The following is a 25,839-nucleotide window of genomic DNA, read 5'->3' on the forward strand; positions in this document are numbered from 1 at the left end:
CCCTCCCCCACCGTACGAGGACACCTCATGAACCGCATGAACCTCCCGCCGCTCCCCCACCGGGCCGCCGTCCTCGGCCTGCTGGGCGTGCTGGTCCTCACCGGCGCGGCCGGCTGCTCATCGGCGGCGGACTCCGGACCCCGTACGGCGGCGGACTCCGCGCCCCGTACCGCAGAGGTACGGAAGTCCACCCCGCCGTCCGCCATCAGATCCGCCTCCGCCACCGACGTCGGCTGGATCCAGCTGATGACGCCGATGAACCAGCAGGCGGTGAAGCTGCTGACGCTCGCCGCCGAGCGTGCGGACGAACCGCGGCTCCGCGCCTTCGCGGTCCGGCTGCGCGCCGGCCAGGAGGCCGAACTCGACCGTCTGCGGCCTCTGTCGACCCGGATGGGGCTGCCCCTGACCGATGTGCACGCGGGGCACGACATGCCCGGCATGGTGACCGAGCGGGACCTGACGGCGGCCCGCGCAGCCGAGGGGCCCGCGTTCGACCGGCTCGTCCTCGCCGGGATCCGGGACCATCTGCGCCAGTCCGCGCAGGTGTCGCGTTCCGAGATCACCGCGGGCGGCCGGGCGGACGCCCGTGAACTGGCCCGCGCCCTTGTCACGGCGCGCGAGACCTTCCTCGCCGAGCTGGAACGACTGCCGGGCGCGGAGCGGGCCCTCGGCTGAACGGGGCGGCCTGCCTGCGGGTATAAAGGGCTGCATGACAGCCGAAGTGCCGCCGCCCGTACGCCCCACGACCTTGGAGGACGTGGCGGCCGTGGCCGGTGTGTCACGGGCGACGGTGTCCCGGGTGATCAACGGGGCGACCACGGTGGACCCCGCCCTGCGCACCGTGGTCGAGGAGGCGGTGGCGACCACCGGCTATGTGCCCAACCGGGCGGCGCGCTCGCTGGTGACCCGGCGGACCGACTCGGTGGCCCTGGTGGTCTCCGAGCGGGAACGGCGGCCGATGTCCGAGCCGTTCGTCGGCCGGATGTTCTCCGACCCGTACTTCGGCCGGGTCGTCAGCGGGCTGCTGGAGGTGCTGCGCCCGGCCGGGATCCAGATGGTCGTGATGCTGGCCGACGACGAGGCCTCCCGGACCCAGCTGCTCTCCTATCTGCGGCACGGCCATGTCGACGGGGTCGTGCTGATCACCACGCACGCCGACGATCCGCTTCCCGGGCTGCTCCAGGAGACCCGGATGCCCGCCGTCCTCGCGGGCCGTCCGCACAAGCCGTCGCCGCTGGCCTATGTGGAGGTCGACCAGCACGCCGGGGCGCGGCTTGCTGCCGACCACCTGGCCGCGCTGGGGCGGCGGCGCATCGGCACCGTCTCGGGGCCGCAGGACATGCCCGCCGGGCAGGTCCGGCTGACCGGTTTCCTGGAGGCCGTCGCCGCGCACGGCATCGAGGACGTGGCCTGCGCCGAGGGGGACTTCACGCATCTGGGCGGGGCCGCGGCCATGCGCAGGCTGCTGGCGGACCGCCCCGACCTGGACGGGGTGTTCATCGCCTCCGACCTGATGGCGCTGGGCGCGCTCCCGGTGCTGCTCCGGGCCGGGCGCGATGTGCCGTCCGATGTGGCGGTGGTCGGCTTCGACGACAGCAGCGCGGCGGCCGCCTGCGACCCGCCGCTGACCACGGTCCGGCAGCCGGTGGAGGAGATGGCCGCGGAGATGGCCCGGCTGCTGCTGAAGCAGATCGGTGAGCCGAGCGGCCCCTCGCCCTCCGTGCTCTTCCCGCCGACGCTCGTACGGCGTCAGTCGGCCTGAGTCAGGCCTCCGTCTCCGGCACGTCCGGAACAGGGGCCTCCGGAACGGGAGTCCTCGGCACCGGAGCCGCGGCCGGGAACGGCTCGTCCGCCAGGTCGGCCCCGGCGAAGCCCTCCGCCCGGACCGGTACCTGAGGTCCTGAGGACTCCTGGAGCCAGCGGGTCAGCACCCGGTGCACCGCCTCGGCGCCCACCAGCCCGCCGCCCGGCGGCGCGGGCGCGCCCTCCGCGGTCTCGGCGGCCACGATGTCGAGCGGATCCGTCAGTCCGCGCGGCCAGAGCAGGAACGGCCGGGACTGTTCGCCCCCGAGGCCGCCGTGCGAACCGATCTGCTCCTCGAAGGCGTGCACGGTGCCGGTGGCGGGGTCGTACATGGAGTTGACCATGACGTCGGCGACGTGCGGGAAGGTGTCGGTGCGCCGTACGGCGGCCGCCGCCCCGACGCCGAAGTCCGCGAGCGGGCCCTCGCCGTCCGCCAGTCCGGCGACGGGGACCTCGGCCCCGCCGGGCCCGAGCACCACGGAGCCGTGTGCCTCGCTGCGTACGAGAAGGAAGCCGATCCCCGGGTGGTTGGCGAGCGTGGAGAGCAGCGCCGGATGGCGGCGCTCGATCTGTTCGCGGGAGGCGCGGCCCTCGATGTCGGGGAAGGAGATGAGCCCGAGGTTGCCGGAGGCCAGCACGATCGGGTCGGAGAGCTTGGCCGGGTGCTCGGCCTCCTGGTCCTCGACCGGACGGTGGAGGGCGATCCGCACCGCGTCGCGGGCCTCGGAGGCGCTGCGGGTGCGCTGGGCCCGGCGTGGCACGGGCAGCCCGCAGCCCGCCCGGACGAGGTCCTTGAGCGTGAGCCCGTACTTCCCCGCGAAGGTCTCGCCGGGGCTCTGGCCGTGGTCGGACAGGAGCACGATCCGGTAGGCGCGCGGGGTGTGGTCGGCGATCTTGGCGATCAGGGCGAGCGAGCGGTCGAGGCGTACGAGGACCTTCTCCGCGTCGCGGCTGTGCGGGCCGGAGTGGTGGGCGACCTCGTCGTAGGCGACCAGGTCGGCGTAGACGGCGGTGCGTCCGGCGAACATGTCGCCGAGGACGGCGGCGGCGACCACGTCGCGCTCCACGACGGTGGCGAAGGCGCGGATGAAGGGGTAGAGCCCGCCGCGCTTGATCCGGGGGGTGGCCTTCCGGGCGCGGGCGCGGATCGACTGGCCGATCTCGCGGAAGACCTCGGCGACGAAGGAGAGCGCGGTGCGGGTCGCGTTGGCGGGGTCGGAGAAGTAGGCGAAGTACCCGGCTCGGGAGCGGCGGCCCTTGCCGCGCCGGGCGGCCATGGAGAGGACCAGGGCGAGCTGTCCGGCGCCGCCGCTGAAGAGGTTGCCGCGGCTCGCGCCGTCGACGGTGAGCAGCCCTCCGTCGCGGGTGCGCGCGATGGCCCGGCGCTGCATTTCGAGGGCGCTCGCGGGCCGGCTGGAGACCATGAGCGTGCGGGTCTCCTTCTCGTACCAGCGGAACGCGGGCACGTCGTGGTTGCTGCCGTGCAGGATGCCGAGCTGGCTGGCGCCGGTCTGGCTGGACCAGTCGGTGCGCCAGGGGGTGAGCCGGTGTCCGGAGGAGTCGGCGAGCCAGCCGGCGACGGTCGGCATCAGCCCGTCTGCGGCGGCCTTCACCAGGACGTCGTGGCCGACGCCGTCGAGCTGGAGGAAGACGGTGCCGGGCGGTCCTTCGCGGCCGGGCTCCGGCGGGCGCGGGGAGCGCCCGCGTCTGCGGCGCCGGTCGGCGAGCCGGGACAGCCGGCGGCGGTAGGCCTCGTCGTCGCGGACGGCGAGGGCGGTGGAGGTGGCGGAGGCGACGGCGGACATCACGGCGGCCACGACGACGGCGGTCTCCGGCGCGGCGTCGCCGCGTCCGTCCGGGATGAGCCGCAGCGCTATCAGCAGCAGCGAACCGTTGAGGAAGAAGACCAGCGCGCCGAGGACGAGCGCCGGGACGATGAGCAGGGACCGTACGAGGACGGGCCAGACCAGGGCGGAGAGCAGACCGAACGCGCCCGCGCCCCAGGCGGCGGTGAAGGCCGTCTTGGTGATGGTGTCGCCGTCGTCGGACTGGAGCTGGAAGTCGGGCAGGATGCCGGCGAGCGCGAGCATGGTGAGGGTGGACACCGCCCAGACCGCGGTCACCCGCATCAGGGCTCTGCCCGCCGTACGCCACTTCCCGTCACCCACGCCGGTCCACCTCACGCCCTCTCCGCCCCCGGCCCCGCGCGTCCGGGGCCCGCTCTTCAGCTTTTCACAGCGTCGGTCCCGGTCAGCGGCTTCCGGGCGGACCGGCCGGGGGCGGCGGGACGGTACGGGGGGCGCATAGGCTCGTAGCGGCAGCGCACCCGGGCACGGGTGGCGCGGGCCGCGCCGGGACACGGGGTCACGGGGGTCGAGCGAGGAGGCGGACGTGCCGGTGGAGGTCACCTGGTGGGGTCATGCCACCTGCACGATCGAGGACTCGGGGGTGCGGGTGCTGACCGACCCCCTGTTCGTACGGCGCTTCGCGCATCTGCGCCGCCGCCGGGGCGAGGTGCCGCCGCCGCAGGCCGCGGTCGCGGAGGTGGTGCTGGTCTCCCACCTCCACTCCGACCATCTGCATCTGCCGTCGCTGGCCCGGCTGGCCCCCGGCAGCCGGCTGATCGTGCCGAGCGGCGCGGTTGCGGCCGTGCCGGGGCTGCGGATGCTCCGGCGGAGGCGGCAGCTGCAGATCACCGAGGTGAAGCCGGGCGACACGGTTCGGGTCGGTGAGGTGCGGGTGCGGGCGGTGTTCGCGCTGCACGACGGGCGACGGCTGCCGGTCGGCCCGCACCGCGCGCCCGCGCTCGGTTACGTGGTCGAGGGCGAGGCCCGGACGTACTTCGCCGGGGACACCGGGCTCTTCGACGACATGGCGGACGCGGTGGGTCCGGTGGACGTGGCGCTGCTGCCCGTGGGTGGCTGGGGTCCCTACCTGGGGCACGGCCATCTCGACCCGTCCCGTGCCGCCGAGGCCCTGACCCGGCTCGCGCCGCGCTCCGCGGTGCCGGTGCACTACGGCACGTACTGGCCGATCGGTCTGGACGGGGTGCGTCCGCACGAGTTCCACGCGCCGGGCGACGAGTTCGTCCGGCACGCGGCGAAGCGCGCGCCCGAGGTGGCGGTGCACCTGCTGGGGCACGGAGAACGGGTGGGTCCGGAGGTGGGCCGGTGATCCAGGAGATCCAGCAGGTGGTGCGGGAGCTGCCCACCGAGTCGACCCAGCAGGCGGTCGGGTACCCGACGCTGTTCGCCCTGGTGGCGCTGGGGTCCTTGGTGCCCGTGGTGCCGACGGGGGCGCTGGTGAGTACGGCGGCGGTGGTGGCGTTCCACCAGACGTCGCCGTTCGCCCTGCTCTTCGTGTTCGTGGTGGCGTCGGCCGCCGCGTTCCTCGGCGACATCTGTCTGTACTGGCTGGGGCAGCGCGGGGTGCGGTCGAAGAACGGCTCGAAGTGGCTGGAGGCGATCACCCGCCGGGCCGCGCCGGAGCGGCTGGCCCAGGCGCAGGCGAAGCTGGACGAGCGCGGCGGAACGGTGCTGGTGCTCTCCCGGCTGGTGCCGGCCGGGCGGATCCCGGTGATGCTGGCCTGCCTGTTGGGCCGGATGCCGTTGCGCCGGTTCGCCCGGGGCGACGTTCCGGCGTGTCTGGCCTGGGCGGCGACGTATCAGCTGATCGGCATCCTGGGCGGTTCGCTGTTTCCGGAGCCGTGGCAGGGGGTGGTCGCGGCGGTGGTCCTGACGCTGCTGGTCAGCGGGGCCCCGGCGGTGTGGCGCAGGCTGCGGTCGCGGTTCGGCCCGGCGTGTTCGTGACCGCGTGCCCTCGCAGCCTCGCTCGGCGGCCACGCACGGTCCCGCCCGTCATCGGCGCAGTGCGGCGAAGACCGCCGCGAAGCCGTCCAGCGCCTGCACCACGTGCGGGAGCTCCAGGGGTTTCGCGGCGGTGAGGGACTCCGTCTGCTGCTGCGGCGTGGCGCCCAGCAGCGGACCCGTGCCCATGCGTACGCGCAGGGCGCCGAGCTCGTCCCCGAAGCGGTGACCGCCCGGGGCCGGTGCGCCGAGCCGGTCGGTGAGGTACTCCTCCAGCTCCATGGAGTCCGTGACGCCCAGATCGGCCAGCCGGGCGCGCAGCGGGCCGAGGTCGGCGTAGAAGTGGCGGCCCGCCTGCGGTGGGCGGGCCAGTGCGCCGGAGCCGAGGACCGCGCGGTGGGCGGCGGCGGCGACCTCGGTCTGGAGCGCCGCGGCCCGCCGGATCCGGTCGCGTACGGAATCCGGTTCCGCCAGCGCGTGGGCGGCCGCGTGGGCGATCGGACCGGCGACGAGCGCGCCGAGTGCGGTGAGGATGTCCAGGGTGCGGGCGTGCCGGACGGCGGCCCGGGCGGTGTCCGGGAAGCGGGCGACGGCGACCGGCCAGGCGGCGGGCGCGAGGGCTCCGGCCAGGTCGGCGATGACCGTCACATCGTCCGGGCACATCTCGGCGGGGCTGAGCAGGACGGTGTCGCGGGGCCGGTGCACGGTGTCGCGCCAGGTCTCGTCGCTGATGATGTGCAGCCCTTCGCCGACCGCCGCCTCGCAGGCCTCACGGACCAGCTCGGGCGGGGCGACGGTGGCGGTGGGGTCGTCCACGACGGACAGCAGCAGCAGCTTCGGCCGGCCGCCCTCGGCGCGGACCCGGCGGACGGTCTCCAGCAGGGCGTACGGGTCGGGCACACCGCCGCACTCGGCCGGGGTCGGCACGTGGTAGGCGGGCCGCCCCAGCAGCCGGGCCTGTGGCATCCAGGTGGCCGGGCAGGGTCGCGGCATGAGGACGTCGCCGCCGTGCGCGCCGATCAGCGCCAGGAGGAGCGGCTGGGCGCCGGGGGCGGCGGCGATGCTGCCCGCCGTACCGTGCAGCCCGCGCCGGTCCCAGTAGCCGCGGGCCGCCTCCCGCAGGACCGGGCCGCCGCCGGGAGGTTCGGGGCGGGTCCGGGCGGAGGCGGCGGCGAGAACGGCGGCCAGCTCGGGGACGACCGGGAGACCGGGGTCGGGCGCGGGCGGCCCGTAGCGGACGGGCCCGTGGTCCTCGTGCGCGTGGACGGCCCGGTCACCCGGCCGACGGGCCGGGTCCTGCGCGTGGGCGGCCTCCTCACCCGGCCGACGGACCCGGTCCTGCCCGTGAGCCGGGTCCTGCGCCCCGGCCCGGTTCCCGGGCCGGCCGGTGTCCTCGGTCCCGTGCATCCGGGCCTCCTCCGCCGTTCGTCGCTCCGCGTCTGCGCGCCCCCGGCCGCCCGCCCTGCCACCGGGCCCGGGGCCGCATCCGGCTCCGGCCCCGGGCCGACGGCGTCCGCGGCTTCTCCATGACGGCCTCTCTGGCTTCTTTATACGGAGGTTCCGGGCGGCCCGCCCGCTCACATCGCGCACCCGGCGCCGGGGCCGTCACCGCGTGGGCTGTTCCGCCGGTCGGTGGCTCCACGTGGCCGGGGTCTCAGCGCGCCTGCTGGTTCAGCCCGGCCCGGCCGGGTATTCGCTGAGCCATGTCCACACCGAGAACCTCATCCGCCGCCCCCGCCGCCGCCCGGTTGCGCGGCTGGCTGCAAGGGCGGGACCTGGCCGTCTTCCGGAGCGTCGCGGACCGGCACTGGCCGGGCGCCGACCCGCTGCTGCCCAGGCTGAGCCGCAGCGCCAACCACGGGCTGCTCTGGTTCGGGGCGGCGGCCGGGATCGCGGCCCTCGGCAGCAGTGCGCGCTCCCGGCGGGCCGCGGTGCGCGGGGTGGCGTCCCTCGCCGTGGCCTCGGCGGCGATCAACACGGTCGGCAAGGGCGCGGTGCGCCGCGAGCGGCCGATAGTCGACCTGGTGCCGGTGGTGCGGCAGCTCAAGCGGCAGCCGGTCACCACCTCCTTCCCCTCCGGCCACGCCGCGTCGGCCGCCGCCTTCGCCACCGGGGTGGCGCTGGAGTCCAGGGGCTGGGGCGCGGTCGTGGCCCCGGTCGCGGTGGCCGTGGCCGCCTCCCGGGTCTACACCGGCGTCCACTATCCGAGCGATGTGCTGGCGGGTGCGGCGCTCGGTGTGGGCGCCGCGTTCACCCTGCGCGGGGTCGTGCCCACCCGTGGCCAGCTGCCCGCGCCCGGCCGCCCGCCCGGTGAGGCCCCGGCGCTGCCCGCCGGGAAGGACCTCGTCGTGGTGGTGAACCAGGAGTCGGGCACGGCCACCGCGACCGCGTCGCTGGTGCGCGAGGCGCTGCCCGCGGCGCAGGTCGTGGAGGTGCCGCCCGAGGAGCTGTCGGCCGCGCTGGAGAAGGCGGCGGGCCAGGGCCGGGCGCTGGGCGTGTGCGGCGGCGACGGCACGGTGAACCTGGCGGCGTCCGTCGCCGCGACGCACGGGATGCCGCTGGCCGTCTTCCCCGGCGGCACGCTCAACCACTTCGCCTACGACCTGGGCATCGAGACCGTCCACGACACCGCCGCCGCCCTCACCGCGGGCGATGCGATCCGGGTGGACCTCGGCCGCTTCCGGCCGGGCCCCAAGGGCGCGGACGGGGCGGACGGCTATTTCCTCAACGCCTTCTCGCTGGGCGTCTATCCGGACCTCGTGCGCACCCGGGAGCACTGGTCGCCCCGGATCGGCGGCTGGCCCGCGGGGGTGCTCGCGGCGTTCCACGTGCTGCGCGGCGAGCGGCCGCTGGAGGCCGAACTGCAGGGCCGCAGGCGTCCGTTGTGGCTGCTCTTCGTCGGGAACGGGCTCTTCCAGCGGGTGGGCCCCGCTCCGGGCCGCCGCCACAATCTGGCGGACGGGCTGCTGGACGTCCGGGTGGTGCACGGCGGCCGGGGGCCCGCGCTGCGGCTGCTGGCGGCGGCGGTGGCGGGACCGCTGACCCGCTCCCCCGCCCATGCGGCGGTGCGGCGGCGCCGGGTGCGGATCGGCGGCCTCGCGCCGGGTACGCCGTACGCGTACGACGGTGAAGTGGCGCACTCCGGAACGGAGTTGCTGATCGACAAGCTGCCGGAGGCGCTGACCGTCTACTGCCCGATGCCGGTCTGACGCACCGCAGCACTGGTCCGCATGGCAAGACGCCTATCTCATCATCCGACATGGCGACGTACGGTGGTTCCTGTCGCCGTGCCCGTCGGCGCGAGGTTTCGGGAGAGGACGCAACGCCATGCCGAAGGAGACCGCCGTGTACACGCACGGCCACCACGAGTCGGTCCTGCGCTCGCACCGCTGGCGGACCGCCGCCAACTCGGCGGCGTATCTCCTCGGTGAACTCGGCCCCGGCCTGACGGTGCTGGACGTCGGCTGCGGTCCCGGGACCATCACCGCCGATCTGGCCGCCCTGGTCGCGCCGGGCCGGGTCACCGCGGTTGACACCAGCACCGACATCCTCGGCCAGGCCGCCGCGGTGGCGGCCGAACGAGGCCTGGAGAACGTCGGGTTCGCGGTGGCCGACGTCCATGCGCTGGACTTCCCGGACGACTCGTTCGACGTGGTCCACGCCCATCAGGTGCTCCAGCACGTGGGCGACCCGGTCCAGGCGCTGCGCGAGATGCGACGGGTCTGCCGGCCCGGCGGCGCGGTCGCGGTGCGCGACAGCGACTACGCGGCGATGACCTGGTATCCGGAGGCCCCCGGGCTCGACGAGTGGCAGGAGGTGTACGGCCGGGTGGCCCGCGGCAACGGCGGCGAGCCCGACGCCGGCCGCAGGCTCCTGTCGTGGGCGCGGCGGGCCGGGTTCACCGACATCACCCCGACCGCGGGCGCCTGGTGTTTCGCCACCCCGGAGACCCGAGCCTGGTGGAGCGGCCTGTGGGCGGACCGTACGACGGACTCGGTCTACGCCGAACTGGCCGTACGCGGCGGCCATGCGAGCACCGAACAGCTCACGGCCATCGCCGGGGCGTGGCGCTCCTGGGGCGAGGAGCGCGACGGCTGGTTCCTGGTCCCGCACGGTGAGCTGCTGTGCCGGGTGTGAGGTGACGCGGGGGACGCGACGGCGCGTGAGCGGAAGCCCGGCCCGACCGGAATCGATCACGCCGGCGGCGGCCGCCAACTACCCTCGTACGCATGGAGATCCTCGGAACCACGCTGCGTATCTGCGTCGACGACCTGGAGGCCGCGGTGGCCTTCTACGAGGGGCTGACGGGCACCCCGGCTCTGCGCTTCGAGCGCGGCGGGGTGTCGGTGGCCGCGATCGGCTGCTTCCTGTTGATGAGCGGGCCGGAGTCGGAGCTGGAGGTGCTGCGCAAGGTGGGCGCGACCATCGCCGTCAAGGATGTCGACGAGGCGAACGAGGCGCTGACCCGGGCGGGCGCGCGGGTCATCGCGGGGCCGGTGCCGACCCCGGCCGGCCGCAATCTCATCGCGCTGCACCCGGACGGCTCGGTCTTCGAGTACGTGGACCGCAACGTCACCGTCTGACCGGCCGCCCGGGGCGCGGCGATCACTCCTGGGGCGGGCGCATCCGGAAGTCGTAGGCGTCCGGCAGCGGCTCGTCGCTGACGGATGCCCACAACTCACCGAGGATTGCGGCCCCTTCGCGCAGGTCGGCGACCTCGAATCCGGCGTCGAAGATCGCACGCGCCGCTCCGGTGTCGCCCTCGGCGACCAGGATCCGGGCGTCGAGCAGCCGGAAGCGTCCGCGCTCGCGGATCGCGCCCGGCAGTCCGGTGAGCAGTGTCCGGGCCGCGCCGGACCGGCCGGCGGACAGCTGTGCCTCGATGGTCTCGCGGGCCAGGGCGGCGAGCAGGGCGCCGCCCTCCGGCGATGTGGCGAGGTCGCCCGTTCCCGGAGCGCCGAGGTCCGCGAAGGCCTCGGCGTACAGCTCGGCGGCGTGGTCCGGCCTGCCGCTCTCCTCGGCGGCGACGGCGAGGCAGCGCAGCAGCGGCCAGCGGGGCGCCGGATCGCACTCCAGGCCGCGTTCCCAGCTGCGGACGGCCTGGGCCCGGTCGTCGGCGTGCCACTGCGCGATGCCCAGGTGGTATTCGGTGTGCGGGTCGGCGTCGGCGGTCTCCAGCATGTCGCGCCAGGGCGGCGAGACCGGTGTCGGCCCCGGTATGCCGTCCGGGCCCGGCTGCGGCAGGGTGCCGTGCTCCAGCAGCGCACGCCAAGGGGCCTGCGGTGCGCCGATGGCGGAGACCGGGAACGGCGTTCCGGGCAGCCGGTGGCCGGCCCGCAGCACCTCCAGCGCGCCCCAGCCGGATCCGGTGGCGAGGATCTCGCCCGGTTCGGCGTCGGCGTACGGCAGCCAGGCCGCGTAGGCCTCCTCCACCGTGCCGCGCGGGAGCGCCTGCTCCAGCCGCGCGCCGGTCTCCTCGGTGGCGGCGGCCCAGTCGTCTCCGTGCACGGTGGCCGGGTCGGCGGACAGCGGGCCGTAGGACTCCAGCCAGCTGAACGCGGCGCCCGCATCCAGTGGGACGTGCTCCAGCTGGGTGCGGGCGAGACCGGCCTGGATCTCCGCGTAGCCGCCGCCCTCGGGGCCGTTCAGCCACTCCTGCCAGCGGCGGCCGCCCTTCCCGTGGCCCCAGCGGAACAGTTTGCGGCCGCGCAGCAGGTCGGTGGAGGTCTGGGCGAGTCCGTGGCCGTCCGCGTCGAGCGCGGCGATCCACCGGCGGGCGTCCTCGGGCAGCTCGTAGAAGTGGTCGGCGGGGTACGCGGAACGCAGCGGGTAGGTGTGGTCGAGGCCGTCCGTCTCCGGGACGCCGACCCGGGTGAGGGTGTGGTCGTAGCCGAAGTGCCAGGCCTCCTCGGCCGGGACCAGCACCCGGGTGTCCGGGGTCTGCAGGACGGCGATGTTGGACCACCAGTAGACCGGTGCGGGCTGCTCGTGCGGGTTGCGTATCCGTACACCGACGTGCAGGAAGTCGGAGTCGTCGGGGAGCCAGAGGTCCACCTGGAAGGGCAGGTCGCGCAGCCGCTCCCACTCCCAGAGCCGGACCATCGCGCCCCCGTCCGGTGCGGGCACGAGCGCGGTGTGCAGGGGTGCGCAGGACAGGGTGGTGTGGCCGGTGGCGCCGATGTTCCACTCGATCCCGCCGGCGAACCAGGCCCCGTTGAGGGCGAAGGCCGCGGGCTGCAGGACCGGGTTGCGGTGGAGCAGTTCACGGCCGGTGGGCTTGTGGTGCAGGGAGTGGATCCGGCCGCCGAGTCCGGGCAGCACGGTGACCCGCAGCCGGTCGTTCTCGATGACGACGGCGTCGAGGTCGGTGGGGGTGCGCTCGCGCCCGTAGCCGTCGAGCAGCCGGGTGGGCAGGATGGTGCGCAGCGGCCGGTGGCCCAGTTGCCGGGCCATGTCGCGGGGCAGACCGGCCCGTTCGCGGGGGTCGAGGGTGGGCGGCGCGGCGGGCGTGCCCAGCGGTGGGAGCGGGTTCTCCGGCCCGAGCGGTGCTGCGGGCAGGTTCAGTACGGCACGTCGTACGGTCGTGGCCAAGGCACCCTCGTTCCCTCGCGGCGGGCCGCCGCAGGTCCGGGCGCCCCCGGTGACCATGGAACACGCAGGTGGCCGCGTGGACCAGAGCCCGGTCGGCCGGATTTCGCGCGCCCGGGCCCGCCGCGCCGATCCGGTCGCTGTTGCCGGCGTGCCGGAAGTCGGCGGATCCGTCGACGGCGGCGAGCCCGTACCGGCCGATGTGGCGCAGGGCGAGGGCGGCGCCGAGCTGGATGGAGCAGTCGCCGCCGAGGACGAGGGCGAACTCCCCGGCCCGTGCATGTCCTTCGACGCGGTCGGCGAGGGTGCGGGGGTACCGGGCGATGGCGGCGGCGTCGACCACCCCGTCGCGCTCCTGCCGGTCGCCCGGGTCGTGGCGCACAGCCCTCAAGCCGCTTCGCCGACAGCGCGCGGCTCCCGTCCGGCCCGGTCCGTGCCCGCCGTCACTTCCCCCGGCGGCGGAAGAGGTAGCCGCCGCAGCCGAGCCCGATGAGGAACATGGCGGCCAGCGCGGACCACAGCGGCATCGTCACCTCGGGGATCAGCAACCGGATGGTGACGTCGTTCGTGTTCACGCAGATGAACACGATGACGAGCACGACCACCACACCGACCGCGATACGCCCTGGAGTGAGCCACCCCTGGGCGCGCCCGCTGTCGCTCGATACGTCCTTGGGGCTCATGGTCCGGCCCTTTCGCTCGTTCCTGGCCCGTCGGCCCGCCGTCGTGCGCGCGACCGCCCCCCGGGTTCCCAGCATGGACGGATGCCGGGTCCGGAGGGCGGTGATGTTGCGCCGTTCGGGTGAACGCGAGGGTGACGGGTATCAGCCGGCCGGGACCACCGGGAGCTCCAGGACGCCGGTGTCCTCGGGGGCGTGGACGACGGTGACGGGCTTGACGCCCCGGTTGCCGAAGTACGCGGTGTCGCTGGCGGCGATCACGAACTCCAGACGGTGCCCCTCCTCGTACCGGTGGACGATGCCGGGCAGCTCCACGGTGAAGGGCCGGGTGACGTCGGGGACCCGGACGGGCGAGACGAGCCGGTTCACCAGTGTCCGGGTGCCGTCGGGCGCGACGTCGTACACCTTGGAGAAGAGGACCAGCTTGTCGGAGGCGTCGCCGCTGTTCTGGACCCGTTCCGCCTTCGGGGAGAGGACCTTCAGGGTGGCCTTCGGCGCGCCGACGACGTCGAGGGGCGCGGTGAGGGGCTCGCTGCGCCAGCCGAGGTAGGTGCCCTTGATGTCGTACGGCTTCGGGTCGGGCAGGCCGATCAGCGGGGCGATGGAGCTCTCGGAGTGGCTGGTGGGCACGAGCCAGTTGGTGTACTGGCGGCTGCCGCGCGCCACCTTGGACCGGTTGTCGACGAGTTTGCCGTCGCCGGAGAGGTAGAGGGACTGCGAGAGGGCGGGGACGTCGGCGGCCGAGCCGTAGCCGCTCTGCCAGTCGCGGTAGTAGGAGAAGGCGGGTCCGGTGTCGGTGTCCGTCCTCTTCCGCAGGTAGCGGTCGAACCAGGACAGGACCCGCTGCCCGACGTGACTGCTCTCCAGATTGCCCTGGCTCAGGTCGAGTTCGCCGGGCACCTGGCCGCCGCTGTGCCCCCAGGACTGCCAGATCATCTTCGTCTCGGTACCCTGCGCCTTGAGCGTCCGGTAGGTCGCCGTGGCCTCGTTGAGGTTGAACAGGCTGTCGGCCTGGCCCTGGACGATGAGGGTGGGGGCCTTGACCCGGTCGAGGTAGGAGACGGGCGAGACGCTGCGCGCGTAGGCGAGCATGTCCTCGGCCTGATCGGCGGGGTAGCGGCCGGAGTTGAGCAGCCGGATGGTCTCGCAGGCGCGGGTGGCGAAGTGCAGGCAGTCCAGCCGGTTGATGCGGGACGGGTCCAGGCTCGGGTTGAGCAGCGGCTGGCCTTCGCCGATGAGGTAGAAGCCGTTGGTCCACTGCCACTTGAAGACACCCGGGGTGTCGGAGGTGACGCCGGTGCGCGCCCCGGTGTTGTTGGGGGCGAGCGCGTAGCCGAGGTCGTTCCAGGTGATCAGCGGGACGAGGGCGTCGACGCGGGGATCGACGGCGGCGGTGGCCAGCTGGATCGCGCCGCCGTAGGAGCCGCCGATCATGCCGACGCGCGGGTCGCCGTCGGCGTCCTGGGTGACGTAGTCGGCCCTGGTCCCGTCGTCGGCCGTGCGGGCTCCCCCGAGGAAGTCGAGGAGTTCGGTCGCGGCCTTGCCGTCGATCCCGGGGTCGTCGAGGGTGATCAGGCAGCCGGACTTGCCGAAGCCCAGGCCGGAGTAGACGAGCCCGACGTAGCCGCGTTCGGCGAAGGCCTTGCCGATGGCGTCGGTGGAGCCGTCGTCCTTGCTGCCGCCGAAGCCGTTGGTGGCGAGGACGGCGGGGGCGGGGCGGCCCGCGTCGACTCCGGTGGGCCGGTAGAGATCGGCGTCCACCGTGCAGGTGCGGTCGCCCGCCTCGACGGTGAACGTCAGCGGGGTGACGGTGTACGGGTCGGCCTCGGCATGGGCCGGGCCGGCGAGGACGAGGGGGGCGGCGAGGGCCGCCCCGGCGACCGCCACCAGCGGGCCGCGCACTCTGGAAACAGCACCTGACACGAAGACCTCCACACCGAGGACACCTTACCGGCCGGTAAGTATTGGGCCGCGCTCATGCTGTGACACAGCTCATAGCCGTGTCAACGCATCGGTCAGCGGTTCTTGACGGAAGTTCACGTTCCGCGCACCCATGCACACATCTTCGGGCGGGAGGCCCGAGGACAGGCTCAGCGCAGGGCGGGGGTTTCGACGGTGAGCGTGCAACGCCCGCCGTCCGCCGGTGCGTCGAGCACCGCGGACACGCCCAGCGGAATCGTGAGGGCGGTCGGGCCGTGGCCGAAGCCCAGCTCCTCGACCACGGGTATGCCCAACGGGCCCAGCCGGTCGGCGAGGACGGCGCGGATCTTCTCGTACGGTCCGCACTCCTGCCAGGAGCCGCAGGCCACTCCGGCGACCGCGTCCAGGGCCCCGGAGCGCAGCAGCCGGGTGAGGATGCCGTCGAGCCGGTAGGGCTCCTCCCCGGTGTCCTCGATCACCAGGAGCCCGCCCCGGCCGTGCGTCCGGCCTCCCGGGGTGCCGTGGTCGGCGGCGAGCAGGCTGACACAACCGCCGTACAGGACGCCCCGCGCCCGGCCGGGGACCAGGGCCCCGGCCGATTCCAGGCCCAAGGTGCGGACGCTCTCCGGCTCGAAGAGTGTGGCGCGCAGGTGCTCGCGGGTCGGCGCGTCCTTGAGGAACGTCTCGGTGGCGACCATCGGCCCGTGCAGGGTCGAGAACCCGGCCCGCAGGGCGAACGCCTCGTGCAGCACGGTGATGTCGCTGTAGCCGACGAACGCCTTGGGCCCGGCGGCCCGGATCGCCGCCCAGTCGACGAGGTCGACCATCCGGTGCGCGCCGTAGCCGCCCCGGGCGCACAGGACGGCGTCCACGGACGGATCGCACCACGCCTGCCGGAGGTCCGCACCACGGTCCGCGTCCGCCCCGGCGAGGTGGTCCAGCTCCGGGTGGGTGTCGCGAACATGGGCGCCGACGACGGGTTCGAGGCCCCAGTCGCGCAGCACGGCGAGACCTTCCTCCAGCCGGTCGGCGGGCACCGGGCCGCTGGGCGCGACGACGGCGACCCGGGAGCCGGGGCGCAGCCGGGGCGGCCGGGCGAGCGGCGCGGCCGGGCTGTGGGCCCCGGCCGCCGGGGCCCGGTCCTCACCGGTCATGTGGTCAGCTCCAGGGGGTCCACATCGGGCCGGTCGATACCGAACGTCTGTGCGTAGAGGGAGAGTTCGGCCTCAAGTGCGCGGACCAGGGTCTCCGCTCGCCGGAATCCGTGGCTCTCCCCCGGGAAGGCGATATAGGCGTGGGCGACGCCCCGGTCGGCGACGGCGGCGAGGAACCGCTCGCTCTGGGCGGGCGGGCAGATCACGTCGTCCAGGCCCTGGAGCAGCAGGAACGGGGTGTTGAGCCGGTCGGTGCGGTTCATCGGGGAGCGTTCCCGGTAGCGCTCGGGCACCTCGGCGAACGGGCCGACGAGGGACTCCAGATACCGCGACTCGAAGTCGTGGGTCTCGTCCGCGGCCCACCCTTCGAGGTCCAGGATCGGGTAGAGGATCGTCCCGCAGGCGTACAGGTCGGTGGAGGTCAGCGAGGCGGCCGTGGTCCAGCCGCCCGCGCTGCCGCCCCGGATCGCGAGCCGGTCCGGGTCGGCGGAGCCCTCCTCGACCAGGGCCGATGCCACGGCCGCGCAGTCGGCCACGTCGACCACGCCCCACTGGCCGCGCAGCCGTTCGCGGTAGCCGCGCCCGTAACCGGTGGAGCCGCCGTAGTTGACCTCTGCCACACCGATGCCGCGCGAGGTGAAGTAGGCGATCTCCAGGTCGAGGACGAGCGGCGCGTGGCCGGTGGGCCCGCCGTGCGCCCGGACGACGTACGGCGGCTTCTCACCCTCGGGTCCGGTGCGGTCGGGGCTGTGCGGCGGGTGGATGTGGGCGTGGATCTCGCGGCCGTCGGGACCGGTGAAGGTGCGGTCCTCGGGCACCGGGTAGTACGCGGGGTCGACCGCGTCGTGGTGGGGTGTGCCGATGACGCGGGCGTGCCCGGTCGCGGTGTCCAGCTCGACGATCTCGGGGCTGCTGCGGGGGCTCGCAGCGACGCCGACGACCCGGCTGCCGTGGACGGCGAGCGTGTCGGCCCAGGAGGTCCAGGGGCCCGGTACGTCGGCGAGTTCACCGGTCTCCGGGTCGAGGATGCCGAGCCGCATGCCGCCTCTGCCGTGCAGGACGGCGATCAGCCCGTTGTCCAGCGGATGGAACCAGCGCAGCCCGACCTTCCACAGCGGACCGCCGAACTCCTCGCCCCGGGGCGGCAGCAGGCGGCTGCTGGGAACCACGCCGCCCGCGACCGCGTCGGGCCGGATGCGCTGCAGCTCCCACCAGTCGGCGAGGTCGGAGACGAACAGCAGGCTGCCGTCGCGGTCCCACTCCACCTGGCAGACCGATTCGTCGAGGTCGCCGACGAGGGGCCGTGCGCCGGCGAACGCGCCCGAGTCGGTGATGTCGGCCAGCATGACCACCGTGCCGTCCCACGGCATCCGGGGGTGGTCCCAGGCGATCCAGGCCGCCCGCCGACCGTCGTGGGAGACCTTGGGTCCGGTGACGAACCGGTGCCGGTCGTCGGAGAGTTCACGGACCGCCGAACGGTCGTCGGCCGCCGAGCCGTCCAGCGGAACGGCGGCGACGACCCGCCGTACGTCGGTGGGCGCGGGCCCGGTGAACTCCTCCAGCACGCACCACACTTCGCCCGCCGCGCCGTGCTCCGGGCGCACCTGCGGGTCCGCCCAGCGCAGCCCGCCGCCGAGGTCCGACACGGGGGTGAGCGGCCACGGCTCGTCCGGCCCGTCGGGGCGGTACGCGTACAGCCGCTGATCGGTGAAGTGGACGAACATCACGAGGAGTTCGCCGTCCTCGCGCACCGTGCCGGCCCAGGGCTGTCCGCCGTACTCGATCACCCGGCTGCGGGCGTTCCAGGGGGCGGGCAGCACGGGGGCGGTGGTGCCGTCGGCGCGGCGGCGCATCAGGGCGCGCCGGCCGTCCTCGGCGGGGCGCGGCTCGGTCCACCACACCTCGTCCCCGACGGTGCCGAGGTGGTCGGGTCGGCCGTCGTGCGAGGCGGCGAGCGCCGCGTCGATCGGCGACGGCCAACTTCCGTACGGCGCTGCTGGCACGGTGTTCACGTGGGTCGGTCCCCCCGGGGTGCGGATCGGTCGGCAGAGGTCGGACGGGCAGGCGGTCGGACGGGCGGTCAGGCGGTGCGCAGGTAGTGGTCGAGGACGCGCACGCCGAAGTGGAGGGCGTCGACGGGGACGCGCTCGTCGACGCCGTGGAAGAGTCGCTGGTAGTCGAAGCCGACGGGCAGCTTCAGCGGGGTGAAGCCGTAGCCGGTGATGCCGAGGCGGGAGAACTGCTTGGCGTCGGTGCCGCCCGACATGCAGTACGGGACGGTGTGCGCGTCCGGGTCGAACCGCTCGACGGCGGCGCGCAGCTTGGCGTACGTCGGTGAGTCGACGGGGGCCGTCAGGGCCGTCTCGCGGTGGTAGAACTCCCAGGAGACGTAAGGGCCGGTGAGCCGGTCGAGGGTTTCGTGGAACTCGTCGTCGCCGCCGGGGACCGTGCGCCCGTCGATGAAGGCGGCGGCGTGACCGGGGATGACGTTGACCTTGTAACCGGCGTCCAGCATCGTCGGGTTGCTGCTGTTGCGGACGGTGTTCTCGACCAGTGAGGCGGCCGGGCCGAGCTTGCCGAGGAGCTGGGCGATGTCGAAGCCGGGGTCGTCGAGGTCGGCGGTGATGCCGTGCAGGGCGGCGATCTCGGTGATCGCGGCCCGGACGGTCGGGGTGAGACGGATGGGCCACTCGTGCTCGCCGATCCGGGCGACGGCGGCGGCCAGCGCGCTCACCGCGTTCTCCCGGTTGACCTTGGAGCCGTGACCGGCCCGGCCCTCGGCGGTCAGCTTCAGCCAGCCGGTGCCGCGCTCGCCCGCCGCGATCGGGTACAGCGAGAGGCCGTCGCCCGCGTGGAAGGTGAAGGCCCCGGACTCGCTGATGCCCTCCGTACAGCCCTCGAACAGGTCGGCGTGCTGCTCGGCGAGGAAGCCGGAGCCGTCGGCGGCGCTGTCCTCCTCGTCGGCGGTGTAGGCGATGACGATGTCGCGCCGGGGCCGGGAGCCCTCGCGGGCCCAGCCCCGTACGACGGAGAGGACCATCGCGTCCATGTTCTTCATGTCGACGGCGCCCCTCCCCCACACGACTCCGTCGCTGACCTCGCCGGAGAAGGGGTGCACGGTCCAGTCCGCGGGCTCGGCGGGCACCACGTCGAGGTGGCCGTGGACGAGCAGCGCGTCGGCCGACGGGTCGGTGCCGGGGATCCGGGCGACCACATTGGTCCGGCCGGGGGTCCGCTCCAGCAGCGTCGGTTCGATTCCGGCGTCGGCGAGCCGCTGGGCGACGTACTCGGCGGCCGGGCGCTCCCGGCAGTCGCCGCCGCCCCGGTTGGTGGTGTCGATGCGGATGAGTTCGGAGGTGAACGTCACCACTTCGTCGAGCGCCTGCCGGTCGACGGGGCCGAGCAGGTCGGGGGCGTCAGCCATACTGTTCCTCCACGGCGGCCGACACGATCGTCGTCACCGCCTTGAACGTGCGAATTCCTTCGTACATCGTCGCGCTGGTGTACGCGACACGCCTCTCACCGCTCGCCGCCACGCCGGGGACGACGGTGGCCGCGGCCGCCAGATGCTCGGCGTCGAACTCCAGCTCCACGGTGAACGCGGTGCCGGTGACGGGCTCCCGCCGGCCCGCGAGCACGGTGGCCGCCTTCGCCGCCGCCCTGATGTCGGCGGCGGTACGGGCGGGGGTGCGGCACACCGCCGCGTAGCGGGAGACGTGGTCCTTGACGGCGACCTTCCGGGCATCGGGGGCGTACCCCTCGGCGTCCACGCAGGTCAGGTCGTCTCCGGTGACGAGGACGACGGGCACGCCGTACTCGGCGGCGACATGCGCGTTGAGCAGGCCCTCGCTGGCACGGATGCCGTTGAGCCAGACGCCGGTGATGGAGTTGGCGAGGTAGGTGTGGGCGAGGACACCCTCCGTGCCGGCCCCGGTGTGGTAGCCGACGAAGGCCACCGCGTCCACGTCGCCGTGCTGGATGCCCTCCACCATGGACAGCGACTTGTGCTTGCCGGTCAGCATCTGAACGCGATCGTCCATGTGCTCCAGCAGCAGATTGCGCATCGACCAGTGGGCCTCGTTGACCAGCACCTCATCCGCGCCGCCGTCGTAGAAGCCGAGCGCCGCCGCGTTCACGTCCGAGGTGAACATCGACCGGCAGCGCTCCCACTGCGGAGTCCCCGGCAGCACGTCGGCAGGCCAGGTCACTCCGGTCGCGCCTTCCATGTCCGCGCTGATGAGGATCTTCATGCCGCCACACCGTACGCGCCGTGAGCGGCGCGGGCCAGGGAGGGGCGGCCCGCCAGTGGTCCAGTCCGCCGAAGGTCCCTCCGGTGGCCCCTTCGGGGCCCTCGCCGGCGGCCCTCGTCGCCGGCCCTCGTCGGGCGTCCGGGCGAACACTATGAACGCAATGTGCGCGGGGCTTCTCCCCCGGCCGCGGCGCTTCCTAGCATCCCGGCAATCCCCGCGCACTCCGCGCCGGGCAGACAGCCAGGAGCCGCGCCCGTGAACTCCCCCCACCCGCCCGCCCGTGTCCGGCCGATGTACCGCCGCCACCGGTTCCGCTCCGCCGCGCTGGCCGCCACGATCACGGCTCTGCTGCTCGGCACCGCGGGCAAGGCTCCGGCGGCGCCCGCCCCGGCGGGTAGCCCGGCCGGGGCCCCGGTCGCCGCCGACTGCCCGGCGGCGCTGGCCGGAAAGGCACGGTGTTACACGGGGCAGGACGGGAACGGGGCGCACTACGCGCTCGCCGTGCCCACCCGCTGGAACGGCTCGCTGGTGGTGCACGCGCACGGCGGGCCCTACCTGGGCGACGCCTCGGACCCGGCCCGCTCCACCGAGGACCTGGAGCGCTGGGCGGTCATGGTCGAGGAGGGGTACGCCTGGGCCGGCTCCTCCTACCGGCGCGGCGGCTACGGGACCCGGATGGCGGCGGCCGACACCGAGAGCGTGCGACGGGTGTTCCTCGACCGGTTCGGAAAGCCGGAGCGGACCTTTGTGCACGGCCAGTCCTGGGGCGGGAACGTGGCCGCCAAGGTGGCGGAGACGTACGGCACGAAGCCGGGGGCGTACGACGGGGTGCTGCTGACCAACGGCGTGCTGGGCGGCGGTTCGCGCGGTTACGACTACCGCGTGGACCTGCGCGTGGTCTACCAGTACTACTGCGGCAACCACCCCCGCCCCACCGAGCCGCGGTACCCGCTGTGGCAGGGACTGCGCCCGGACTCCACGATGACGGCCACCGGCCTGCGCGCCCGGCTGCGCGAGTGCACCGGCTTCGACGCCGACCCGGCCGCCCGGACCGCGCTCCAGCAGCGCAACCTCGATGACATCCTGGCGGTCACCGGTGTTCCGGAGCGGTCGCTGGAGTCACATCTGCGGTTCGCGACGTTCACCTTCCGCGACATCGTCTCGACCCGGCTGGAGGGCCGTAACCCCTTCTCCAACCGGGGTGTGCGGTACGCCGGTTCGCACGACGACCGGGCGCTGAACGCGGGCGTGGAGCGCTTCTCTGCCGACCCCGCCGCGCGCCGCGACCTCTCGTGGGACAGCGACCTGACCGGGCGGGTGTCGCTGCCCGTCCTCACCCTGCACGCGATCGACGACCCCACCGCGTTCGTCGAGCACGAGTCCGCCTACCGGGCCACTCTGCGCGGCGCGGGCCGGGAGCAGCGTCTCCTGCAGAGCTTCACCCGCGAGAGCGAGCACTCCGGGCTGAGCAGCGCGGAGTACGCCAACTCCATCACCGCGCTGGACCGTTGGGCCCGTACCGGCCGCAAGCCCACCGCGCGCTCGCTGGCCGATTCGTGCGCCGCCTTCGACCGGACGTACGGCACGGGCTGCTTCTACGATCCGGCCTTCCGCCCGTTCTCGTACGCCTCCCGGGTCCTGCCCCGGCCGGGCGGGCTCGGCTGGCCCGCCATGACCGCGGCCCAGGAGCGGGTCTGGGGCCGGATCGACGGGGTGGGCATCGCGCCCTGACATACCGTCACCATGCGGTGAGCCCAGCGAAACGCCGCCTTCACACCGGCCGTACGCGAGGGTAATGGCGACTGCCTAGCGTCGCCCGCCATGGACACCCGCACACAGCTCGCCGAACCGGCCCCACCGGACCCCGCACCGCCCGCCGCCCCCGACGAACGTCAGGCGGTGCGGGAGACGCTGGAGGACTACACGCTCCGTTTCGCGCCGCGCAGTTACCGGCGCTGGACCCCGATGGTCGTGGCGACCACCGCGCTGGGCGGTATCGCGTACATGGCCGACTTCTCCATCGGCGCCGGGATCGCCATGGCCCACGGCACCGGCAACGCCCTGGTCGCGATCACGGTCGCGGCGGCCCTCATCTTCATCACCGGCTTCCCGCTCGCCTACTACGCGGCCCGCTACAACATCGACCTGGACCTGATCACCCGGGGCTCCGGCTTCGGCTACTACGGCTCGGTCCTCACCGCCGTCATCTTCGCCAGCTTCACCGTGATCTTCTTCGCCCTGGAAGGCGCGATCATGGCCCAGGGCCTCAAGCTCGGCTTCGGGCTGCCGCTGTGGCTGGGCTACGCCGTCTCCACGCTCATGGTCATCCCGCTCGTCGTCTACGGGATGAAGGCGCTCAGCAAGCTCCAGGTGTGGACCACGCCGGTCTGGCTGCTGCTGATGGTCGGCCCGCTGGTCCATCTGGTCGCCACCGACCCGGGCACGGTCGACAGCTTCCTCGCCTACGCGGGCACCGACGGCGAAGGCAGCCTCAACACCGCGTCCGTGCTGCTCGGCGCGGGCGTCTGCCTCTCGCTCATCGCCCAGATCGGCGAGCAGATCGACTACTTGCGCTTCATGCCGCCGAAAACCGATGCGAACAAGCGCAGTTGGTGGACGGCGATGGTCATGGCAGGGCCCGGCTGGGTGGTGCTCGGCGCGATCAAGCAGGCCATCGGCGTCTTCCTCGCCGTCTACATCCTCTCCGAGGTGGGGCCGGCCGCGGCGACCGAGCCGATCCAGCAGTTCCGCGGGGCGTTCGACGCGATGATGCCGTCCTGGCTGGTGGTGCCGCTGGCCGTGGTCCTGGTGGTGATCAGCCAGATCAAGATCAATGTGACGAACGCCTATTCCGGCTCGCTGGCGTGGACGAACTCCTTCACCCGCGTCACCAAGCACTACCCGGGCCGCATGATCTTCGTCCTGGTCAACCTGGCCTTCGCGCTGATCCTGATGGAGGCCGACATGTTCAGCTTCCTCAACAGCATCCTGGGCTTCTACTCCAACTGCGCCATCGCCTGGGTGGTGACCGTCGCCACCGACATCGGGGTCAACAAGTACCTGCTGAAGCTGTCCCCGCACGCCCCGGAGTTCCGTCGCGGCATGCTCTACGCGGTCAACCCGGTCGGTGTGACCGCGTTCACCGCCGCCTCCGGGCTGTCCATCGCGATGTACTTCCACGCCTTCGGCGACACGGTCCAGCCGTACTCCCCGGTCGCCGCCGTCGTGATCGCCTTCGTCCTCACCCCGGTCATGGCGATCGTCACCCGGGGCCGGTACTACCTGCGCCGCAGCGACGACGGCATGCCGGTGCCGCTGCTGGACGCCGAGGGCAACCCGAGCGCGGACCCGTACGACTGCCATGTCTGCGGGCAGTCCTTCGAACGCCCGGACCTGGCCGCCTGCGCCGCGCACGGGGCCATGGTCTGCTCGCTGTGCCTGAGCACGGACAAGGCGGGCGACCATGTGCTGCCGGCCGCCCCGCCCGTACCGCTCTCCGGCGCCTGACCTCCGTCCGTACGTGACCGGCGCCGGCCCGCCCTGTCCCCGTACGTGACCGGCGTCAGCCCGTCTTCGCGTCCCGCAGCAGCTCCTCGATCCGGGACAGTTCGTCCTCGGTGAAGTCCAGGTTCCGGGCGGCCTCGACGCTGTTCTCCAGCTGGGCCACGCTGCTCGCGCCGACGACGGCGGAGGTGAGCCGGCCGCCGCGCAGCACCCATGCCAGGGCCAGCTGCGCGAGCGACTGGCCCCGCTCCTTCGCCAGCGCGTCCAGCGCGCGCAGCCGCTCCACCAGCTGCGGGGTGACGGCGTCGGCGGACAGGAAGGGGCTCGTGCCCGCCGCCCGGGACCCGGCCGGAATGCCGTTCAGATAGCGGTCGGTGAGGATGCCCTGCTCCAGCGGCGAGTAGGCGATGGACCCGGCGCCCAGCTCGTCCAGGACGTCCGGCAGCCCGTCGTCCTCGATGCGGCGGTCGAGCATCGAGTAGCGGGGCTGGTGGATGAGGAGCGGGGTGCCGAGGTCCTTCAGGATCGCGGCGGCCTCGCGGGTCTCGGCGGCGGAGTAGTTGGACAGGCCGACGTACAGCGCCTTGCCCTGCCGTACGGCGGAGTCGAGCGCGCCCATCGTCTCTTCGAGGGGCGTGTCCGGGTCGGGGCGGTGGGAGTAGAAGATGTCGACGTACTCCACGCCCAGGCGCTTGAGGCTCTGGTCGAGCGAGGAGCGCAGGTACTTCCGCGAGCCCCACTCCCCGTACGGCCCCTCCCACATGTGGTAGCCCGCCTTGGTGGAGATGACGAGTTCGTCGCGCAGCCGGGCGAAGTCGGTCGCCAGGGCGCGGCCCAGGGTCTCTTCGGCGGAGCCGGGCGGCGGGCCGTAGTTGTTGGCGAGGTCGAAGTGGGTGATGCCGAGGTCGAAGGCGCGGCGCAGGATCGCGCCCTGCGTCTCGGGCGTCCGGTCTCCCCCGAAGTTGTGCCAGAGGCCGAGCGAGAGCGCGGGCAGCAGGAGGCCGCTGCGGCCGGTGCGCCGGTAGGGCATGGCGGAGTAGCGGTCGGCGGACGGCAGGTACATGGGCAGGCTCCGCTGGAGAGATCCGGGGCGTAGGGGGACGGCCCCCAGGCTTCCGCAGATCGATCCAGCAGTCCAACAGGAGATTCCGCTCGGATTCATCGCCTACATTGCTCAATCATGGAATTGCGTCAGCTGGAGCACTTCGTCGCCGTGGCGGAGGAGCAGCACTTCACCCGCGCCGCCGAGCGCCTCGCCGTCTCGCAGTCCGGGCTCTCCGCCTCCGTACGGGCGCTGGAGCAGGAGCTGCGGACCCCGTTGTTCAGCCGCACCACGCGCACGGTCCGGCTCACCGAGGCCGGGCGTGCGCTGCTGGTGGAGGCGGAGCGCACGCTGGCGGGCGCGCGGGCGGCGCGGGACGCGGTCGATGCCGTACGGGGGCTGCTGCGCGGGACGCTGACGGTGGGGGTCGAGCAGTGCGTGGCGGGGGTGAGCCCGGCGCGGCTGCTGGCGGCGTTCCACCGGGAGCATCCGCAGATGGAGCTGAGGCTGCGGCAGGAGGGCACCAGCAGTCTGCTGGACGGGGTGGCGGGCGGACGGCTCGACCTGGCGTTCGCGGCGACGGTCAGCCCGGCGGAGTGGCGCGGGGAGCTGGTGCCGCTGGCCCGGGAGCCGATGGTGCTGCTGTGTGCGGCGGGGCACGGGTTCGCCGGGCGGCCGGAGGTGGGGTGGGCGGAGCTTCCGGGGGCGTCGTTCATCGACTTCCACCCGGACTGGGGGCCGCGCCGGGCCGCCGACGAGGCGTTCGCGGCGGCCGGGGTGCGGCGGACCGTGGGGCTTGAGGTCAACGATGTGCACAGCCTGCTGGAGCTGGTGCAGGAGGGGCTGGGGATCGCGGTGGTGCCGCACCACTTCTCCCGGAAGCCGGAGGCGGCCCGGCTGGTCACGGTGGAGCTGGCGGGCGCGCACCGGCCGGTGTACGAGAGCGTGGCGGTGCTGCCGGCGGCGCGGAGTCTGAGCCCGGGGGCGCGGGCGCTGATGCGGCTGGTGGAGGAGGACCCGGTGCGGGAGCCGGCCGGCGAGGCCGTACGGGAGCCGGCGGCGGGCTGAACCCCGGAGCCTCACCGGCCCGGG

Annotated in this window: 20 protein-coding genes and 1 pseudogene; 10 read left to right on the plus strand and 11 right to left on the minus strand. The window is 73.9% G+C overall.

What is annotated here, in order from left to right; translation table 11 throughout:
• Window positions 1–27: 27 nt before the first annotated feature.
• The gene (locus tag AC0VY3_RS22240; RefSeq protein WP_103508009.1) at window positions 28–675 is read left to right on the plus strand and encodes a DUF305 domain-containing protein; all 648 of its coding nucleotides are present in this window, start codon (window positions 28–30) and stop codon (window positions 673–675) included.
• A 34-nt stretch (window positions 676–709) separates the two neighbouring features.
• Window positions 710–1,762: a LacI family DNA-binding transcriptional regulator gene (locus tag AC0VY3_RS22245; protein ID WP_030083698.1), complete on the plus strand. Its 1,053-nt coding sequence runs from the start codon at window positions 710–712 to the stop codon at window positions 1,760–1,762.
• A 1-nt stretch (window position 1,763) separates the two neighbouring features.
• Here the strand turns inward: AC0VY3_RS22245 and AC0VY3_RS22250 are convergent, their stop codons facing one another.
• Entirely contained in the window at window positions 1,764–3,971 is a 2,208-nt protein-coding gene (locus tag AC0VY3_RS22250; protein WP_475550413.1) for a phage holin family protein, read from the minus strand.
• Between the two features lie 223 nt (window positions 3,972–4,194).
• Here AC0VY3_RS22250 and AC0VY3_RS22255 point away from each other — a divergent pair, with 223 nt between their 5' ends.
• A complete protein-coding gene (locus tag AC0VY3_RS22255) occupies window positions 4,195–4,977 on the plus strand; it encodes an MBL fold metallo-hydrolase (protein WP_475550414.1) in 783 nt (260 codons plus the stop codon).
• Complete coding sequence (locus tag AC0VY3_RS22260) at window positions 4,974–5,612, plus strand: DedA family protein (RefSeq protein WP_103508007.1); 639 nt, start codon at window positions 4,974–4,976, stop codon at window positions 5,610–5,612. The genes AC0VY3_RS22255 and AC0VY3_RS22260 overlap by 4 nt, the downstream gene beginning before the upstream one ends.
• 48 nt (window positions 5,613–5,660) lie before the next feature.
• Here AC0VY3_RS22260 and AC0VY3_RS22265 read toward each other — a convergent pair whose 3' ends face one another.
• Window positions 5,661–7,016: an aminotransferase class I/II-fold pyridoxal phosphate-dependent enzyme gene (locus AC0VY3_RS22265; protein WP_475550415.1), complete on the minus strand. Its 1,356-nt coding sequence runs from the start codon at window positions 7,014–7,016 to the stop codon at window positions 5,661–5,663.
• A 296-nt stretch (window positions 7,017–7,312) separates the two neighbouring features.
• On the opposite strand from AC0VY3_RS22265, the gene AC0VY3_RS22270 reads away from it, so the two are divergent.
• The 3 genes from AC0VY3_RS22270 (at window position 7,313) to AC0VY3_RS22280 (ending at window position 10,192) form a co-directional block, all read left to right on the plus strand.
• Window positions 7,313–8,818: a diacylglycerol kinase family protein gene (locus AC0VY3_RS22270; protein ID WP_475550416.1), complete on the plus strand. Its 1,506-nt coding sequence runs from the start codon at window positions 7,313–7,315 to the stop codon at window positions 8,816–8,818.
• 118 nt (window positions 8,819–8,936) lie between these two features.
• A complete protein-coding gene (locus AC0VY3_RS22275; protein ID WP_475550417.1) occupies window positions 8,937–9,746 on the plus strand; it encodes a methyltransferase domain-containing protein in 810 nt (269 codons plus the stop codon).
• A gap of 92 nt (window positions 9,747–9,838) precedes the next feature.
• On the plus strand, window positions 9,839–10,192 hold the full coding sequence (locus AC0VY3_RS22280; protein ID WP_103507221.1) for a VOC family protein: 354 nt from the start codon (window positions 9,839–9,841) through the stop codon (window positions 10,190–10,192).
• 22 nt (window positions 10,193–10,214) lie between these two features.
• On the opposite strand, the gene AC0VY3_RS22285 is transcribed toward AC0VY3_RS22280, so the two are convergent.
• The 8 genes and pseudogenes from AC0VY3_RS22285 to AC0VY3_RS22320 all read right to left on the minus strand — a co-directional run bounded on the left by AC0VY3_RS22285 (window position 10,215) and on the right by AC0VY3_RS22320 (window position 20,201).
• The gene (locus AC0VY3_RS22285) at window positions 10,215–12,200 is read right to left on the minus strand and encodes a DUF5107 domain-containing protein (protein ID WP_475550418.1); all 1,986 of its coding nucleotides are present in this window, start codon (window positions 12,198–12,200) and stop codon (window positions 10,215–10,217) included.
• 70 nt (window positions 12,201–12,270) lie between these two features.
• Window positions 12,271–12,576: pseudogene (locus AC0VY3_RS22290) on the minus strand (hypothetical protein); the annotation flags it as partial.
• Between the two features lie 64 nt (window positions 12,577–12,640).
• A complete protein-coding gene (locus AC0VY3_RS22295) occupies window positions 12,641–12,880 on the minus strand; it encodes a LapA family protein (RefSeq protein WP_103507223.1) in 240 nt (79 codons plus the stop codon).
• 141 nt (window positions 12,881–13,021) lie between these two features.
• Complete coding sequence (locus AC0VY3_RS22300; protein WP_475551720.1) at window positions 13,022–14,779, minus strand: CocE/NonD family hydrolase; 1,758 nt, start codon at window positions 14,777–14,779, stop codon at window positions 13,022–13,024.
• A 188-nt stretch (window positions 14,780–14,967) separates the two neighbouring features.
• The gene (locus AC0VY3_RS22305; RefSeq protein ID WP_475550419.1) at window positions 14,968–15,951 is read right to left on the minus strand and encodes a S66 peptidase family protein; all 984 of its coding nucleotides are present in this window, start codon (window positions 15,949–15,951) and stop codon (window positions 14,968–14,970) included.
• Entirely contained in the window at window positions 15,948–17,963 is a 2,016-nt protein-coding gene (locus AC0VY3_RS22310; RefSeq protein ID WP_475550420.1) for a S9 family peptidase, read from the minus strand. Before AC0VY3_RS22310 ends, AC0VY3_RS22305 begins: the two co-directional genes overlap by 4 nt.
• A 68-nt stretch (window positions 17,964–18,031) precedes the next feature.
• Complete coding sequence (locus AC0VY3_RS22315) at window positions 18,032–19,375, minus strand: M20/M25/M40 family metallo-hydrolase (RefSeq protein ID WP_475550421.1); 1,344 nt, start codon at window positions 19,373–19,375, stop codon at window positions 18,032–18,034.
• Window positions 19,368–20,201 carry a M55 family metallopeptidase gene (locus tag AC0VY3_RS22320; protein ID WP_103507228.1) on the minus strand — a complete coding sequence of 278 codons (834 nt, stop codon included), beginning with the start codon at window positions 20,199–20,201 and terminating at the stop codon, window positions 19,368–19,370. Before AC0VY3_RS22320 ends, AC0VY3_RS22315 begins: the two co-directional genes overlap by 8 nt.
• 255 nt (window positions 20,202–20,456) lie before the next feature.
• On the opposite strand from AC0VY3_RS22320, the gene AC0VY3_RS22325 reads away from it, so the two are divergent.
• A complete protein-coding gene (locus AC0VY3_RS22325; RefSeq protein ID WP_475550422.1) occupies window positions 20,457–21,932 on the plus strand; it encodes an alpha/beta hydrolase family protein in 1,476 nt (491 codons plus the stop codon).
• 90 nt (window positions 21,933–22,022) lie between these two features.
• Window positions 22,023–23,708: a purine-cytosine permease family protein gene (locus AC0VY3_RS22330; RefSeq protein WP_475550423.1), complete on the plus strand. Its 1,686-nt coding sequence runs from the start codon at window positions 22,023–22,025 to the stop codon at window positions 23,706–23,708.
• Between the two features lie 55 nt (window positions 23,709–23,763).
• Here AC0VY3_RS22330 and AC0VY3_RS22335 read toward each other — a convergent pair whose 3' ends face one another.
• Window positions 23,764–24,768: an aldo/keto reductase gene (locus AC0VY3_RS22335; protein ID WP_103507618.1), complete on the minus strand. Its 1,005-nt coding sequence runs from the start codon at window positions 24,766–24,768 to the stop codon at window positions 23,764–23,766.
• Window positions 24,769–24,885: 117 nt separating this feature from the next.
• Here AC0VY3_RS22335 and AC0VY3_RS22340 point away from each other — a divergent pair, with 117 nt between their 5' ends.
• Window positions 24,886–25,815 (plus strand): LysR family transcriptional regulator, encoded by a 930-nt coding sequence (locus tag AC0VY3_RS22340; protein WP_475550424.1) that lies wholly within the window; start codon window positions 24,886–24,888, stop codon window positions 25,813–25,815.
• Window positions 25,816–25,839: the final 24 nt, after the last annotated feature.

This window comes from Streptomyces sp. iso_384, from assembly GCF_056172905.1.